21 protein-coding genes and 1 pseudogene are annotated in these 13,462 nt (G+C 39.6%); 15 read left to right on the top strand and 7 right to left on the bottom strand.

Features of this window, described 5'->3' with window-relative positions:
* Window positions 1-183 precede the first annotated feature (183 nt).
* Together HUN01_RS01685 and HUN01_RS01680 are read left to right on the top strand one after the other, a co-directional pair.
* Complete coding sequence (locus HUN01_RS01685; protein WP_181927387.1) at window positions 184-456, top strand: hypothetical protein; 273 nt, start codon at window positions 184-186, stop codon at window positions 454-456.
* Window positions 457-600: 144 nt separating this feature from the next.
* Window positions 601-771: a hypothetical protein gene (locus HUN01_RS01680; protein WP_181927477.1), complete on the top strand. Its 171-nt coding sequence runs from the start codon at window positions 601-603 to the stop codon at window positions 769-771.
* A gap of 104 nt (window positions 772-875) precedes the next feature.
* On the opposite strand, the gene HUN01_RS01675 is transcribed toward HUN01_RS01680, so the two are convergent.
* From HUN01_RS01675 to HUN01_RS01660, 5 genes are all read right to left on the bottom strand, one after another.
* Window positions 876-1,016 (bottom strand): hypothetical protein, encoded by a 141-nt coding sequence (locus HUN01_RS01675; RefSeq protein ID WP_181927386.1) that lies wholly within the window; start codon window positions 1,014-1,016, stop codon window positions 876-878.
* Window positions 1,017-1,062: 46 nt separating this feature from the next.
* The gene (locus HUN01_RS01670; protein ID WP_238845430.1) at window positions 1,063-1,356 is read right to left on the bottom strand and encodes a hypothetical protein; all 294 of its coding nucleotides are present in this window, start codon (window positions 1,354-1,356) and stop codon (window positions 1,063-1,065) included.
* Complete coding sequence (locus HUN01_RS35125) at window positions 1,332-1,619, bottom strand: hypothetical protein (protein ID WP_238845428.1); 288 nt, start codon at window positions 1,617-1,619, stop codon at window positions 1,332-1,334. Before HUN01_RS35125 ends, HUN01_RS01670 begins: the two co-directional genes overlap by 25 nt.
* An 82-nt stretch (window positions 1,620-1,701) precedes the next feature.
* Window positions 1,702-2,064: a hypothetical protein gene (locus HUN01_RS01665; protein ID WP_181927476.1), complete on the bottom strand. Its 363-nt coding sequence runs from the start codon at window positions 2,062-2,064 to the stop codon at window positions 1,702-1,704.
* 173 nt (window positions 2,065-2,237) lie between these two features.
* On the bottom strand, window positions 2,238-2,555 hold the full coding sequence (locus HUN01_RS01660; RefSeq protein ID WP_238845426.1) for a hypothetical protein: 318 nt from the start codon (window positions 2,553-2,555) through the stop codon (window positions 2,238-2,240).
* A 356-nt stretch (window positions 2,556-2,911) separates the two neighbouring features.
* On the opposite strand from HUN01_RS01660, the gene HUN01_RS01655 reads away from it, so the two are divergent.
* The 3 genes from HUN01_RS01655 (at window position 2,912) to HUN01_RS01645 (ending at window position 4,775) form a co-directional block, all read left to right on the top strand.
* On the top strand, window positions 2,912-3,985 hold the full coding sequence (locus HUN01_RS01655) for a hypothetical protein (protein WP_181927385.1): 1,074 nt from the start codon (window positions 2,912-2,914) through the stop codon (window positions 3,983-3,985).
* A 130-nt stretch (window positions 3,986-4,115) separates the two neighbouring features.
* A complete protein-coding gene (locus HUN01_RS01650) occupies window positions 4,116-4,565 on the top strand; it encodes a DUF1257 domain-containing protein (protein WP_181927384.1) in 450 nt (149 codons plus the stop codon).
* Window positions 4,566-4,568: 3 nt separating this feature from the next.
* Entirely contained in the window at window positions 4,569-4,775 is a 207-nt protein-coding gene (locus HUN01_RS01645) for a DUF2997 domain-containing protein (protein WP_181927383.1), read from the top strand.
* A gap of 62 nt (window positions 4,776-4,837) precedes the next feature.
* On the opposite strand, the gene HUN01_RS01640 is transcribed toward HUN01_RS01645, so the two are convergent.
* Complete coding sequence (locus tag HUN01_RS01640) at window positions 4,838-5,071, bottom strand: hypothetical protein (protein ID WP_181927382.1); 234 nt, start codon at window positions 5,069-5,071, stop codon at window positions 4,838-4,840.
* 32 nt (window positions 5,072-5,103) lie between these two features.
* Between HUN01_RS01640 and HUN01_RS01635 the strand changes: the two genes are divergently transcribed.
* The 6 genes from HUN01_RS01635 (at window position 5,104) to HUN01_RS01610 (ending at window position 8,740) form a co-directional block, all read left to right on the top strand.
* Window positions 5,104-6,726 carry an AAA family ATPase gene (locus HUN01_RS01635; RefSeq protein WP_181927381.1) on the top strand — a complete coding sequence of 541 codons (1,623 nt, stop codon included), beginning with the start codon at window positions 5,104-5,106 and terminating at the stop codon, window positions 6,724-6,726.
* Window positions 6,727-6,929: 203 nt separating this feature from the next.
* A complete protein-coding gene (locus HUN01_RS01630; RefSeq protein ID WP_181927380.1) occupies window positions 6,930-7,277 on the top strand; it encodes a hypothetical protein in 348 nt (115 codons plus the stop codon).
* A 13-nt stretch (window positions 7,278-7,290) separates the two neighbouring features.
* Entirely contained in the window at window positions 7,291-7,851 is a 561-nt protein-coding gene (locus tag HUN01_RS01625) for a WGR domain-containing protein (protein ID WP_181927379.1), read from the top strand.
* A 71-nt stretch (window positions 7,852-7,922) separates the two neighbouring features.
* Window positions 7,923-8,192: a hypothetical protein gene (locus tag HUN01_RS01620; protein WP_181927378.1), complete on the top strand. Its 270-nt coding sequence runs from the start codon at window positions 7,923-7,925 to the stop codon at window positions 8,190-8,192.
* 114 nt (window positions 8,193-8,306) lie between these two features.
* Window positions 8,307-8,504 (top strand): hypothetical protein, encoded by a 198-nt coding sequence (locus HUN01_RS01615; RefSeq protein WP_181927377.1) that lies wholly within the window; start codon window positions 8,307-8,309, stop codon window positions 8,502-8,504.
* Complete coding sequence (locus HUN01_RS01610) at window positions 8,501-8,740, top strand: hypothetical protein (protein ID WP_238845424.1); 240 nt, start codon at window positions 8,501-8,503, stop codon at window positions 8,738-8,740. Before HUN01_RS01615 ends, HUN01_RS01610 begins: the two co-directional genes overlap by 4 nt.
* A gap of 2 nt (window positions 8,741-8,742) precedes the next feature.
* Here the strand turns inward: HUN01_RS01610 and HUN01_RS01605 are convergent.
* A pseudogene (locus HUN01_RS01605) lies at window positions 8,743-9,850 on the bottom strand (IS630 family transposase).
* A gap of 197 nt (window positions 9,851-10,047) precedes the next feature.
* Here HUN01_RS01605 and HUN01_RS01600 point away from each other — a divergent pair.
* The 4 genes from HUN01_RS01600 (at window position 10,048) to HUN01_RS01585 (ending at window position 13,456) form a co-directional block, all read left to right on the top strand.
* Entirely contained in the window at window positions 10,048-10,275 is a 228-nt protein-coding gene (locus tag HUN01_RS01600; RefSeq protein WP_181927376.1) for a hypothetical protein, read from the top strand.
* A 132-nt stretch (window positions 10,276-10,407) separates the two neighbouring features.
* On the top strand, window positions 10,408-11,895 hold the full coding sequence (locus HUN01_RS01595; RefSeq protein WP_181927375.1) for an IS1380 family transposase: 1,488 nt from the start codon (window positions 10,408-10,410) through the stop codon (window positions 11,893-11,895).
* Window positions 11,896-12,573: 678 nt separating this feature from the next.
* Window positions 12,574-12,840, top strand: a complete 267-nt coding sequence (locus HUN01_RS01590; RefSeq protein ID WP_181927374.1) for a hypothetical protein — start codon at window positions 12,574-12,576, stop codon at window positions 12,838-12,840.
* Window positions 12,841-12,880: 40 nt separating this feature from the next.
* Window positions 12,881-13,456, top strand: coding sequence for a hypothetical protein (locus HUN01_RS01585; protein ID WP_181927373.1), 576 nt, complete (start codon window positions 12,881-12,883; stop codon window positions 13,454-13,456).
* The last annotated feature ends 6 nt before the right edge of the window (window positions 13,457-13,462 follow it).

Raw genomic sequence — 13,462 nt, 5'->3', positions numbered from 1 at the left:
ATCTTTATGCTTCCCTATTTACCTTCAAGTAGGGAAGCATATTTGATCAGTTCTCAAGTTTTATCTACAGCTAATGAAGAAGGGGAAAGGGAAAAAGTTTTTCTTGTGAGAGTGACTTAATAATTCTTGAATCCCTTTCTTCCTCTTTTTATTGGGCTGTATATCAATCATTTAAAATACCCCATGACAACAACAATCGTTCATCCTAGTATCGAAAACTTACAGCAGTTTTCTGACTCGTTCGACATTGAGAAAATATTGCAATCTAAAGGAATTCTGCCGTGGCTTTTAGCAAATGGCTGGAACTATGACAATGAATCTTGTTTGATTGCAAACATTATTGATGAATCTACAAGCTTGGATCAAGTTTGGGACTCTGAAGAGTTTGATTTTAATGCTCTGTCAGATGAATTAAAAGAAAAACTCAATCAGATTTTTGAGCATTTCTATCTGTAATCGAATGGCACTCTCAATCAATAATTAACGCAAAGGTAACGAATTATGCGTGAAAAACTCTCCAGTTAGATTTAATCAGTCTGACTGGAGAGAAAAATCGATTCCACAAAAGATTATCACACACTCTACTTGAATACTAATCAGATGGAAACAAATTTGATTAAAGTGTATGATGCGACACTATTAAGTTCATCAAAAGTTTACCAAATTAATGGTACACATTGTCGATATTTGGGAGATGAGGGTAGCATCCAACATCCACAGTATCTATTTGTACCTCTGCCAAATCAAAGAAAAAAAGTATCGGCTCAATAAGTCGGGGTAGCGAATAAAAGTAAAAAGACTTGCTAACATCCAATTTATTGAGAGTTAACTAGATTGTTCTAACGCAGGGATTCTATTTGAATGCAAACGCTTGACTATAAAGGTTGAGGATTAATAGAAAATTTTGAGCGAATAATAGTGTCCAATTCGGGGATTTTATCAGAGAGAGAAATCCGGTCATGTATATATTCAAAGAAGCTGATTCCCAATTTACGAGTAGTGGCAACAAGAGACATAAAAATGTCCCATGCCTTAGTACCCTCACTCGTTTGAGTGGCGTAACTAATTTTTTCGTCGCTGCACCATAGTCCTAGCAGCTAATTCCGCCGGATTATTATGTAAAGGTAAGTTTGGATACTCTAAGACCAGCAGTAGTTCAGACTCTTTAGCTGCCGTTAATTTTTTTCGCTCATCTAATTGTTTATATCCAGTTTCAGTACCGAATAGCTGACAGAATTTAGTCTTTAATTCCTGTTTGGTTTTTGGGGAAGGGGAATTTCTGTAAGCGACTAATTCTCGGTAGTAATCCCAAAATTCCCCTAAAAATTTGTCTAATGTTTGTTGACAAAAAACCAACAAATGGACTTAATTTTTTTATAATGTCTGGCTTCATGTACCCAACATAAAGCCAAATTATCTGTAATTAATTTGAATTGGGGTGCATCATCGCAGACCAGAAATTCTACCACTGGTATTTGAGATTGCTGATGATAGAACGAAATTGCAGCAGCTTCCAAAACACGAGTCCGGTATTGAGAACCTAGCTTGCTTAAATACGTATCCAGCAATGAATTAAACTCTAATTCAGTCAAAACTGTTTCTTGCGGCAACAATTTCATTTGATTGTGCCATTTAGTTGGGACATTAAAACTTGTAAGCAACTCGTAAGTCAGCCCATTTAGAACATATTCAAGCTCTTGTCTATTTTGCAAGACCCCCAATTACGCTTAGTCGGTCTTTCTTAGCTGTAGTTGAGTAGACTGTGTACCAGGGGTTACAAATTACATTCGTGGTCTGATTTACTCCTTTAACACGGGCACTTGTTTGGTCTATATGCTGCCACGAGCTACTTTCTAACCCAGATGTATAAACTTGATTATATTCAGCTTCAAAATCGCCTAAGTTTTTGATGAGTAGATTTGATAAATAGCCAGCCGACATTGAGATCCCAATATTCTCTAAAAACTCTAGCAACTTACCTTGGGTCATATTACCGCCGTAATATAAGCTAATTACTAGAGCTTTTATTCCCGGACCAAATTCTCCATCGTAACCAGGTGGCAAAGATGCTAAATACGTTTTTCCAACACTAGGCGAGTAATATTTTTCTTTCCGGAATAATACGTTATCAGTTAACAGTGAAATATCTTGAATGATTACCTCTTCATAGCCTTTGAACTGTGCATCAGGCGGTAGCTCACTCGCCGGATAATCCAGAATGCATGTCCTGTCTACTTTTATGCTCTGATTTTTGCTACTTTTCGTATGTTTTTTTTGGGAGTGTGTCGTTCTTTTTCGGATGAATGATTGCTCTTGAACCCTTTCGACTGATTGCTCTTGATTTCTGGTTTCCCCTGTTCGCCTTTCAGACGATTGTTTTCGTCCCGTAGTTTTTGGTTTTCTTCACGTAATTCTTTTATCTCTGATTGTTGCTGCTCTATGACGTTTAGCAGAACAGTTAATGTCTGGCGCAAGGATTCGTCTGCAAACTTTGAGGGGTCGATGGTTTGCAACAATGCCTCTACTTGTTTTTCTGGAGATTGCTTTTGCGCCATGTCATATATTCTACGACCCTATGTGCATCTCTCTACTTTGTTATTTTTTCTACTACCCCGATTTATTGAGCGGATACGAAAAAAAGCCAGCTTTCGACTAAATCGAAACAAACTCATGACCCGTTGTTATGAAGTCGAAGGCATGGTTTATAACAAGCCTGTTGTACAGGATAATTCGCAGCAACTTCAGCTATTTTGAGCCATGTCCATACATAAACCACCAGTCATAAAAAGACCTGTTCGACTACAAAAAAGCTCTAAAAAAGTAATCTATAGAGCTACTAAAGACATTCAAATAGTTACAAAGAAAGCTTCGCTGAATTGAAAGTGAAAAATAATGATTGAGGTAAATAATCATGGTACAAGCACTTGACAACCCTGTTGCTGCAAATTTCCTAACTGATGCAGTAGTCGAGCGCCACAATTTCTCACAGTTAAATAAAACCCGCATCAGATTTCGTATCCAGTTGAAGAAAAGTACAAAATCTGCCGCACCTAAATGGGCGGATGTACTACAAGCTGAAGTTTCTGAAATTGAATCAGACCTTGTTAAAGTTACTAATTCCGAAGTTGGTTTGCGGGGTATCAAGGTATTCAAGAAGTTGGATGAAGCTGCTGCCCAATTGAGGCAAGAGATTGCTTCAGTTCAAGAGTGGATGTCTGCTGATACTGGTGACTGGGTTTGTCCAATTGATTTAGCTCCCCTGGTATGGAATCAGTTAATCAATATCAGAGATAATATCGCCCCTGGTTTACGCAATCAATTAAAAGCTGATTACGAAGCGGGACTTGTAGATTACCAAGAGCGGATTGATCAGTTTCTCTCACTTAACACCTGGGAATTAGCACAGGATAAGCAAGAATCTGTAAAAACAAACTTGTTAAGAGCATTCCCGACTCTGACCGATCTTGAAGACTATTTGCAAGTCATTATAGGTCGTCCGGTTATTATCCCTGCCCTCTCTGAGCAACTCAATCAGCAGCAAGCTGAATGTCTTGATCAGATTACCAAGTTCATCCAACAGTATGACCAAAATCTGGAACAGAGATTGAGGGAATCTGCTTTAGCTGGTGGTGAACAACTCGCCGCGCAATTGCTTGAAGAGTTAGCTGATTGGGAACCAGGGAGGAAACCCATACAGTTTAAAAGAAAAATGGAGCGCCATCTGATGAAGGTTCAAGTGCTACTGGCAAACGCTTCACCGGAGGCAGGCAGTAGCTTGGAGGCGATGATGGCGCACTTGGATTCTATCGTTAACGATCCAGCGATTGAGTCAAAAAATCTTGGCAGTGATGGGCGCAGTCAATTGCAGCAAAAGATGCAAGAGATCCGCATCAAGTTGTTAGATGAACAACGCAATCTACAATCACTTGCGGCTGACGACGTGGGCTTATCGAAAGCTACAGTTGCCGCTTTTAGGTTCAGGTAAAAAAATAGTCTTGGGCGAGGGTGTATTCGCTCAAGACTAACTAATGAATTGGAAATGTGGTGTTCACCTCAAAAAGGATATCTCACTTCTACTATTTCTCAAACCAGTTTTACAACTAAGGAGATAACTTGTGTCGCATTTCTCAACAGTTAAAACCAAATTAAGCAATCACGAGTGTTTGGTGCAAGCTCTCACGGATCTAAACCTATCACCACAAGTTCACCAAACAGCACAATCACTAAAAGGATACTATGGTGGCTCTCAAGGACAAAGTGCTGAAATCATCGTATCTGGTCGCACCATAAAAGCCCGTGCAGACATCGGTTTCAAATGGAATCAGTCAAGTGGTGTGTACGACGTAATACACGACAGTTATGAAACAGTTCCGAAGTTGGGACAAGACTTTTTTAGTAATAAACTAATGCTGGCTTATGGTAAGCATTTGGTTCGTGCTAAAGCCGCCGAGTTACAAGAAAAATTTGGTGAATGTGCGATCGCTGAAGAAACCAACGGGAGCGTGCAAACTCTACGGCTGACTTTTGCCGGACATCAAGAAGTTAAACAATTTGCACGGAGATAAATTATGGAACGTTCAATACTGATTCATTTTGACAGCGCTACAGGTGAAGTTCGCGTGGAGGCGGAGGGGTTCGAGGGAGTGAGTTGTTTATTAGCTACGCAACCATTTGAAGAAGCACTTGGAGTTGTGGGCGATCGCAGGTTTAAGGATGAAGCTCAAACCCAACAACTTCGTACAACTTCAACTCACCAAACCAGACTCAGACAGTAATAAGAAAAGGAGAACTGCGACTATTGCCAATTGCTTTATTGTCGTGGTTCTCCCAAGAGATTTTATCTACCCACCAAAAGAATACCCACTTGTTGACATTTACGGACAATAGAAAACACGCTTTTTCCATGATCATCAAGCCGAATACTGAAGTTTTGTGTGTGCTGTTGAATGCCATAGTAACAGCGTAGTTTACCGCCGTAGGCATCGCCTACCAAGAGAACAACGGTACAGCAGAGGTTTTCGACGGCGATGCCGAAGTTTATGAAGTAGCCGTGAGACTTGTTAATACTCACGATGAATTAGTTCCACTACCTTATCAAAAACAATGAACCTCTCAAATCTTCTCTCCACGCTCGATTCACAAATCCCGATCGCAGCACTTGATGTTCTGTCTCCTGATGAAGCGACGATTATTCAGTGGTTGACTGCTGAAGCTAACAATAAGCTCTCATGTCCAGTTTTCTTCTGGAATCTGGGAGTATCAACCTTAGAACAATGTTTAATCGCAGCAGATGGGGGATTGGTGTTTAAGCCCGTTGCAGAGTACAAAAAACCACCACACGCTGATCCACTACTATTTGTATTCGACTACATTGCTAACTTTAGCGGAAATGGTGTATTTATCCTCGGAGATATTCACCCCTTTATTGCTAAGAACTCACCCCAATTATCATGGGAGATTTTATCCAAAGTTAAAAACCTTTACCACAGGTTAAAACCCACAGATAAACGCATTGTCTTGTTGGGTCAGAACATACAATTACACGAATCCTTAGTCAGATTAATTCCTTATTGCGAAGTTCCTTTACCTAGTATTGACCAAATACTTGAGCATATCACTTCTTATTTGCATGACCTACAACAGTCTGCTAGAGAGCAAGAATTGACTTTCACTATTACGCTAGAAAATGCTGAATTTGAAACTCTTTCTCGTGCAGCGTTAGGTTTAACTTTAGAAGAAATTAGTGATTTCCTTCGGTTAACAGTCAAAGAAAACTTAACTAATCATGGTGTCGTCGTTGACGCTGATTTTATCCCCAAAGCTGTCGAGTACAAAACTCGGCTACTCTCTCAAATGGGTATCGAGTTGGGTAAACCAGCTACCATTCCTTTTGGCGGTTTGGATCTACTGCGTGAGTGGCTGATGAGGCGGCGGCGACTATTCACACAAGAGGCGCGAAGTCTTAGCTTACCCCAACCCAAAGGGGTGTTGCTGGCTGGCCCACCCGGAACAGGAAAATCCCACTGTGCCAAAAACATCGCTAGCATACTCAATCTACCACTTCTGCAACTCGATATTGCGTCCCTTTTGGGCAGTCTGGTAGGTGAGTCTGAGGGGAATGTCAGACGTGCTTTGAAAACTGCCGAGGCGATCGCACCTTGTGTCTTGTTTATTGATGAGGTCGAAAAAGCACTTTCAGGTCAGGGCGATACAAGCGGTGTTTCTCAACGCATCTTGGGTACTTTGCTTACGTTCATGGCTGAATGCACTGCTGGGGTGTTTATAGTTGCAACCTGCAATGACCCATCAGCACTACCAAGTGAATTCAAGAGGAAGGGAAGATTTGACGAATCTTTCTTTGTTGATCTACCCACAGAACCGGAGCGTGTACAGATTCTAGGGATTCATCTACAACGCTTTGGCATTCATCTGGAATCGGAGTACCTCGAAGCGATCGCTGCCAATACCGCGAAATTTTCAGGGGCAGAACTGGAAACCCTTGCTTCAGAAGCTGCTCTGCTGGCATTCGATGAGGATAGACCGCAGCAGGTAACACTTGCTGACCTCGAAACCTGCCGTCAAACCATTACCCCGCTTGCGATTCAGGATGCGGCGGCAGTTGAAAGAATGCAAGCATGGGCATCCACCGCACGACGGGCTAGTAGTCCTGTGGTTGCAGCGAAAACTCAGTCTTTGCGTGCTGCTAAGTTTCGGAATATGAACTGAGAAATAATCTTGGGGAAAGGGTAAAGGGTAAAGGGGAAAGGGGAAAGGAATAAAGAAAACCCTCTTTCCCCCTTCCCCTTTTCCCCTTACCCTTCTTGAGGGCGATTGCCTCCTGATTCTATGGGGGCGGTAAGCGTAGCTATGCCGTCAGGCTTATCGCTTTTTCAAATCCAACAATCAGTTAAAGAGAAGGTGAAAAAAAGATGACAACAGATTTAGTGACTTACTACGGACAAACTGAACGAATTAACCAATTTGTTCAAAATTATGGAGTTTATCTCGAAAAACTGGATAGAGAAACTAAGCTTTTGCTGCGTACAACTTTGTCCCAATATGTTTTTATGCAGCGAATATGTAGTCCTGAAGATTATTCTCTAACAGAAGCTTTGACAGATGGACATTTTGAAAGATTTCTTTGGAATGGTATTCCAGAGGTTTTAAAAAATATCTGCTTACAGTTGAAGGGACTAACAGCAGACGAAGCAGAAACGATACTTGAAGCTTTACAGCATCAAATTCGATGGGGCAACGCCCGCCAAGTGGTGAGTTGACAGGGTAAGAAACATGGAAACCTATTTAGTCTTTGTAGACGCAATTCATAACAGCAACAAGTTCTGGAGCGCAAAAGTTGAAGATGGTAATTTAACAGTGCAGTGGGGCAGAGTCGGTTATAAGGCGCAAACCAAAGTCCACACATTAGGCAATCATCAGAGAGCGGTAAGTAAATTCAACAATCTAGTAGCCGAAAAGATGATGAAAGGCTACAGAAGAAGTCAGTCACAAATCGACAGTAATTGTGAAGTTTCTGAAATCAACAGAGCGATTGAATTACTAGAGATTATCCGTCCTTATGTAGAGCAGAGAAATTTTTCAGTTGCTTATATCAATGCCCTAAATCAATATCTTTTGATTGTCCCAACACCTTTGGGTATGCAAATTGAACCATACAGAGTATATCGCTCAGTAGAAGATGTTGATTATCAAATGAGATTGCTTAATTCTTTGTTAACCACACCCGCACCACAAGTCGCTGCGGTGGCTGTTGGTCATGCCTCTGAAGCGACAGCAGAACCCAAGGTAGTCAGTCTCAAGACTATCAGTAAGAACTTCTGGCGACATTTGTAATTTGAGAAGCGTCACTTTGTAAGAGATGCCAAATAGCTACACTTCATTTTGGAATATTGTTTGAGTAAATTATGGAAATCAAGACTATTGCTGTAACTTACACGCGTAAGTTCAATTTAGGTGACTACGAATCTTTAGAGTTAACTTGCTCACTATGGGGACAAATTGACCCAAAAGAAGAAGATGCACAAGGGACGACACAATTTCTATTTCAACAAGCAAAGGATTCAGTTAAGGAAGCTGCAATTCCAGTAATTAAAGCTTCTAATTATCAAATGAATAAAGCCAAAGCGTACAAGCACTCTGCAACAAATCAATTTGACGATCTTGATAATTTCTAATAACTGAAATTCACCTTTTAAATTCAAAAATACTTTAGTCAAGCATTAATACTGCTTGGCTATTTTTTTTCACCCAGCGCTTTGACCCCCACAAACCACAACAGGAAAGACATCATGTCTAAAAAAGCTAACCCAGTCCCAAAAGACCATTCCCAGTTATGCCTTCAGTACCTAAGTCGTTGCGGTGGCAGCGCTCGGTTATGCAGTATCAATTTTAGCTTGGGAGTGATTCAAACATTGGTCAATCAAAGAAGAGTAAAGATTACGAATACAGGTGCAGGATTTTTTGTGGAGTTAGACGAAGCGAAATGAAAACCCATAAAGTAACTCATCAATCATCTTTGCCTTCAAATAATAAGAGTAAGTTAGTTCTTCGTCGGACTCGAAAAAGATTTAACCCCAGGATTTTTTTCGACCGCATCATAGAAACAACTGCAATCGCCTCTCTGCTTTTAACTGGGTTTTTAGGAGTTGGAGCAATGGCTTGTTGGGGGCTGGAGATTATCGAGACTAATAATCCCAACATAATTAAGCTGTTACGCAGCTAAATTTAATAAACAGCATTACCTTTATTTTTAATTTTGCGTTCCCATTTAATAATAAGACCTCCTTCATTTAACAATTTATTTAACAACTCTTCTAGCTGTGATACTGACTCGAACAATCTATGAGCTATATATTCTTTTGCTGAATGCCAAACCAATTCAATCAAATTATAATCTGGACTATAAGGTGGTAGAAATTCCAGGATAATATTTGGCATTTCTGCCTTGATACGAACTAAAATATCTTTTCTTTTATGGAAGCTGGCATTATCTAAGATAATCACTATTTTCGCAGAACATTTATTGAAAGTCTCAATTCTATTTCCTTGCTCTATCCATTCTTGCAATAGAAAATTATTCAAAGATTGAAGCTGCTCATAAAATACATCGGCATTTCCTTTTTTAATCACAAAATTCATTCTCTTCTTGTCGTGATAACGTAACCCTCCCATAATATTTACTCTTCCTCTTCTTCTTTGACCTGTGATTTGTTTCCTTGTACCTTTCTTACCCCAGTTTTTTCTTCTTATCACTCTTAAACTAAATCCACTCTCATCCCAAAACCATACCTGTAAACGCTCTGGGGCTTCCTTTGTTATTCTTAAGTATTCTGACAATTTTTCTTTAAATGCCTTACGCATTTCAGGATTCTGTTTGTCCTCTAGGCTGTATTTTGCCCAAAGGTAAACGTACTTTTTTTCGCTCTAATATTCTCCCAACTTGTGAACCACTTAACTTAATTCCTGTTATCTTTTCGAGGTATGTAGCTAGTCTTGCTGCTGTCCAACGACCAAATTCATACCCATACTCTAGTGGCTCTTTTTCAATTATTTCTAATAATAAATCCTCATATTCTTTGGTAACTTTGCGGAAGTTCCCTTCTCTTCTTCCATCTAAAAAACTTTCTAGGTTATCTGGATCGCCGTGAACTGCCCAATATGCTACTGTTGGATATGCAATATCTAAAAACTTACTAATCTCTTGATAAGTTTTTCCATCATTCATTAATAATAAAATCAGAATCTTTTCTCTTACGTAGGGATTTTCATGCTCTTTTAGCGTTTTTAGTAGCCTTTCCTTCTGCTCTTGGGAAAGATGATTTTTTGCTGGCATAGATGGCTGATACTAAATTAATTACTTAATCTAATATTATACAATCTAGCTGCGTAACAGCTTATCTCTGGTTGGGAGTACCAGAAAAACAGAAGTCTTGGAGCTATGTTGGTCAGTTTTTCTGCATTCTTAGGCAGTTCTTTAGTCGGAGCAAGTTTTAGTATTTACCGGGACAAACTTTAGGGAGGGAAACAATAATGGAAATCAAGTTAACTACATCAGAGATTCGGACTATTTTGCAAGGTTGTCAACATACATTGCGGCTTGTTGGGAGTAGTAAGGATTATCGCAGGCTTCAATCGTCCGAGTACTTTTCTACATCAAATGATGTGGTATTAAACGATGCTTTCAATGTTTTAGGAGAAATAGTGAACGCAATTGATGACGTGGAGCAGATGATCAAACAACAAATAGGAAAAGTCTAGAAATTAAGCAGAGATTTTTCAACACCAGAGGGCTATTCCCCACCACACCCGGATTTCTCACCAACTCGTAAATAAATGGGTATAAAAACTGCTAAGATGTATATATGGCAGGCATTTCAGCAGTTTTAAAACATGATTCAACCAGCAACGCGATCGCTCCCAAAACAGTTCAAATTTGAGCAACCAAAATCGCCGCCAGTTGTAGTTAATTTCCAGGGTGGACAGGTAACATCCGATGCAGGTTTAAGCTTAATTGCTGAAATAGACAGAAAACTGCAAATCACATCACAGTTTGCACAGTGTTTCCAAGATTACCGAAAGCCTTATCGGATTGACCATTCAATAGAAAACTTAATCAAGCAACGGATATACGGGTTGATCATGGGATACGAAGACTTAAATGACCATGAAGAATTACGTCATGATCCGATGTTTGCTTTAGCATTAGGAAAAAGAATTGGAGTAGAGGATGAACCTGCAACATTAGCAGGTAAGAGTACATTAAATAGGCTGGAACATTGCCCTGAAGATGTAGAACAAGGAGCAGATAGTCGTTACCATAAAATTGGGCATTCTTCAGCAGAAATTGAAAGCCTATTTGTAAGTATATTTTTAAAATCTTACTTAAAAGAACCACGAAAAATTATTTTGGACTTAGATGTAACCGATGATTTAGTACACGGCAATCAGGAGCAAGTTTTCTTCAATACTTATTACGGAGGATACTGTTATGCTCCACTTTATATTTTCTGTGGAAAACATTTGTTAGCAGCCAAACTTAGACCTTCTAATGTAGACCCAGCATTTGGGGCGTTAGAAGAGTTGCAGAGAGTCATTAAACAAATACGTCAACAGTGGCAGAATGTTGAGATTTTAGTACGAGGAGATAGTGCCTATTCCAGAGAGGATATAATGACATGGTGTGAGTCGCTCCCTGGAGTTGACTACGTTTTTGGATTGGCGCGAAACAGTCGTTTAATTCAAATGGCTACGACGACTCAAAATAGAGCGAAGCTTGAGTTTGAGCAGAAATTATCAACAGTAGTTTCATTCTTAGAAACTGTATTTAAACCAGATGAACAACTTTCCGAACTTGCTTGTGACCTGATTGATAACTCAATTTGGCATAAGTCGTTAGACTATCAGACTCGTGAATCTTGGAGTCGTAGCCGTCGTGTTGTTTGTAAGGTTGAATATGGAGCAAAGGGGACTAATATTCGTTTTGTTGTTACAAGTCTTCCTACCAATAAAGTACCTCCTAGTCAACTTTATAGACAAAAATACTGTAAGCGCGGGGAGATGGAAAATCGCTTTAAAGAACAACAACTAGAACTTTTTAGTGATAGAACAAGTACCCACACATTTGCGGGAAATCAGTTGCGTTTGTGGTTCTCTTCTCTTGCTTATATTTTGATGAATGCATTGCGTCAACAATGTTTAGCTAAAACCGAACTACAAAATGCTCAAGTTGGAACTATTCGGACAAAATTATTGAAGTTAGGAGCCTTAATTACTGTAAGCTCGCGGCGAATTTTAATTGCGATTACAAGCTCTTGTCCGTATAAACATCTCTTTGCTGCTGCTTACAGATGCTTAAAATTTCTGACTAATACCGCTTAATTTTAAGCAATTTGTATTTCCTGAATCTCTAATTAATGATGTTTTGGGTTTGGTTTTATTCAAGCCTTGTTTTGGAATGCTTAATTTTATGAACAGAGCATTTTTGTTTCAGTATTAAAAATAATCAAAGTAATTGTTTTAGCTTAAAAAGTGCTAGTTATACTTAGTTTATTTATCTACGTCAATTTGAATGGGTGATGTATCGAAAAAATGTCTTATATCAGTCCATATAAATCGATTTTTTATTGTTTGTGAGAAATTTGCGCACAGACTAACCCGATAGTAGGAGCGATCGCAGTATGGTACAAAACATTGGTATTAAACCAATGCATCCAAGAGAATTCAAAATAATTCACAATGCTTCCATATACCTGATGCATAGGCTTAGTGATTATCCTGAACAAACAATAAGTCATTGGTTAGCTGACGAAAGTAGTACAAGGTATCAACAGCCAAAACCACAGGTACTTAATCATTTTGGAGCTATCCATAAATTATTATCAGGTACTTAGCGTCAGCCTGACGCTAAGTCATCAGAAAAACCCTACTCACCAGCCGGTAGGGTTTTTATTATTAGTATTAGCAGTACCGGAATTCAATCGGAACTCAACCGGAATTCAATCGGAACTCAGTCGGAACTCAGTCGGAACTCAATCGGAACTCTAGGAGCCGAAACCATTGCTAATTCAAGGAAGCTGTGTAGTTGAACAATTGTTAACACGAGAGGAGGCAGCCAAGAAATTGGAGCCATCAGTTGGAATTAGACAGTTCCAAAAGTATCTAGACTTAGCTTCTTTGTACTTGCCAGAATTTGAGGATTTTCGGGACGAAGATAATGGAGGGCTAAACGGACGAGCGAAGTTGACAAACTGGCATTTACCTGTGCTTCAAAGAATTAGAAGTTACGTTTTAGCCAAAGGTTCTTTGAAAAAAGGTGGCAATTGAATTAAAAAATCACCCCGAAAAGTTTTTAGGAGCCTAAATCATGATTGTTAAAGAATTCGCACAAGCTCTCAACAAAGTACCAGGAAAAGTAGTTGATGAACTACGCCGTCAATATCCAGAGCAAAAATGGACGGTAGATTCACTAGTTCCAGAGGAGATTTTAGCTAGATTTCAAGATATTACCAATAGTGAGAGATTACAGCCTCAACAATCACCTGTAGCAGATATACCCGAAGCCACAATCACCAAAGCTGATGAGGCAATTCAACAAGCCTCATACAAGTTGACTGCGGCTGATAAAGAGACTATTTCTGGTGCTATAGCCGTTCAAAATGAGCAATCTAAGATTCTGGGTGCATCAACTGGTGTTACAGGAGCTTTATTGTTCATGGAATCCTTGATTGGAGCCAAAGGGACTGTGTTGGATGCCTTTGCTGAACAATCCATGTTGGAAGTCGATAACCAGATTACCGAGATAGATCAGAGTTTGATTAATTTGGCAGAAGAAGCCTCAACAAGGCTGGGGAAGTCGATCCAAAAAAAGGAACAACTCAAAGCGCGACTCAATTTATTGCGGGAGAGAGTCAGTTCAATGGGGACACAGATCCGATTTTAGAAGCTT

The organism is Nostoc edaphicum CCNP1411 (assembly GCF_014023275.1).
In the GTDB taxonomy this organism is placed as follows: Bacteria; Cyanobacteriota; Cyanobacteriia; order Cyanobacteriales; family Nostocaceae; genus Nostoc; species Nostoc edaphicum_A.
The sequence above is the reverse complement of the archived record's forward strand: the minus strand, read 5'-3'. Positions and strand labels throughout refer to the sequence as shown.

Bases quoted from the DNA above. Each gene is read 5' to 3' on its own strand.
- HUN01_RS01680 (WP_181927477.1), top strand. From the start codon at position 601: ATGGAAACAAATTTGATTAAAGTGTATGATGCGACACTATTAAGTTCA.
- HUN01_RS01630 (WP_181927380.1), top strand. From the start codon at position 6,930: ATGACAACAGATTTAGTGACTTACTACGGACAAACTGAACGAATTAAC.
- HUN01_RS01585 (WP_181927373.1), top strand. From the start codon at position 12,881: ATGATTGTTAAAGAATTCGCACAAGCTCTCAACAAAGTACCAGGAAAA.
- HUN01_RS01595 (WP_181927375.1), top strand. From the start codon at position 10,408: ATGATTCAACCAGCAACGCGATCGCTCCCAAAACAGTTCAAATTTGAG.
- HUN01_RS01635 (WP_181927381.1), top strand. From the start codon at position 5,104: ATGAACCTCTCAAATCTTCTCTCCACGCTCGATTCACAAATCCCGATC.
- HUN01_RS01625 (WP_181927379.1), top strand. From the start codon at position 7,291: ATGGAAACCTATTTAGTCTTTGTAGACGCAATTCATAACAGCAACAAG.
- HUN01_RS35125 (WP_238845428.1), bottom strand. From the start codon at position 1,619: ATGAAATTGTTGCCGCAAGAAACAGTTTTGACTGAATTAGAGTTTAAT.
- HUN01_RS01610 (WP_238845424.1), top strand. From the start codon at position 8,501: ATGAAAACCCATAAAGTAACTCATCAATCATCTTTGCCTTCAAATAAT.
- HUN01_RS01620 (WP_181927378.1), top strand. From the start codon at position 7,923: ATGGAAATCAAGACTATTGCTGTAACTTACACGCGTAAGTTCAATTTA.
- HUN01_RS01655 (WP_181927385.1), top strand. From the start codon at position 2,912: ATGGTACAAGCACTTGACAACCCTGTTGCTGCAAATTTCCTAACTGAT.
- HUN01_RS01615 (WP_181927377.1), top strand. From the start codon at position 8,307: ATGTCTAAAAAAGCTAACCCAGTCCCAAAAGACCATTCCCAGTTATGC.
- HUN01_RS01600 (WP_181927376.1), top strand. From the start codon at position 10,048: ATGGAAATCAAGTTAACTACATCAGAGATTCGGACTATTTTGCAAGGT.
- HUN01_RS01685 (WP_181927387.1), top strand. From the start codon at position 184: ATGACAACAACAATCGTTCATCCTAGTATCGAAAACTTACAGCAGTTT.
- HUN01_RS01675 (WP_181927386.1), bottom strand. From the start codon at position 1,016: ATGTCTCTTGTTGCCACTACTCGTAAATTGGGAATCAGCTTCTTTGAA.
- HUN01_RS01660 (WP_238845426.1), bottom strand. From the start codon at position 2,555: ATGGCGCAAAAGCAATCTCCAGAAAAACAAGTAGAGGCATTGTTGCAA.
- HUN01_RS01645 (WP_181927383.1), top strand. From the start codon at position 4,569: ATGGAACGTTCAATACTGATTCATTTTGACAGCGCTACAGGTGAAGTT.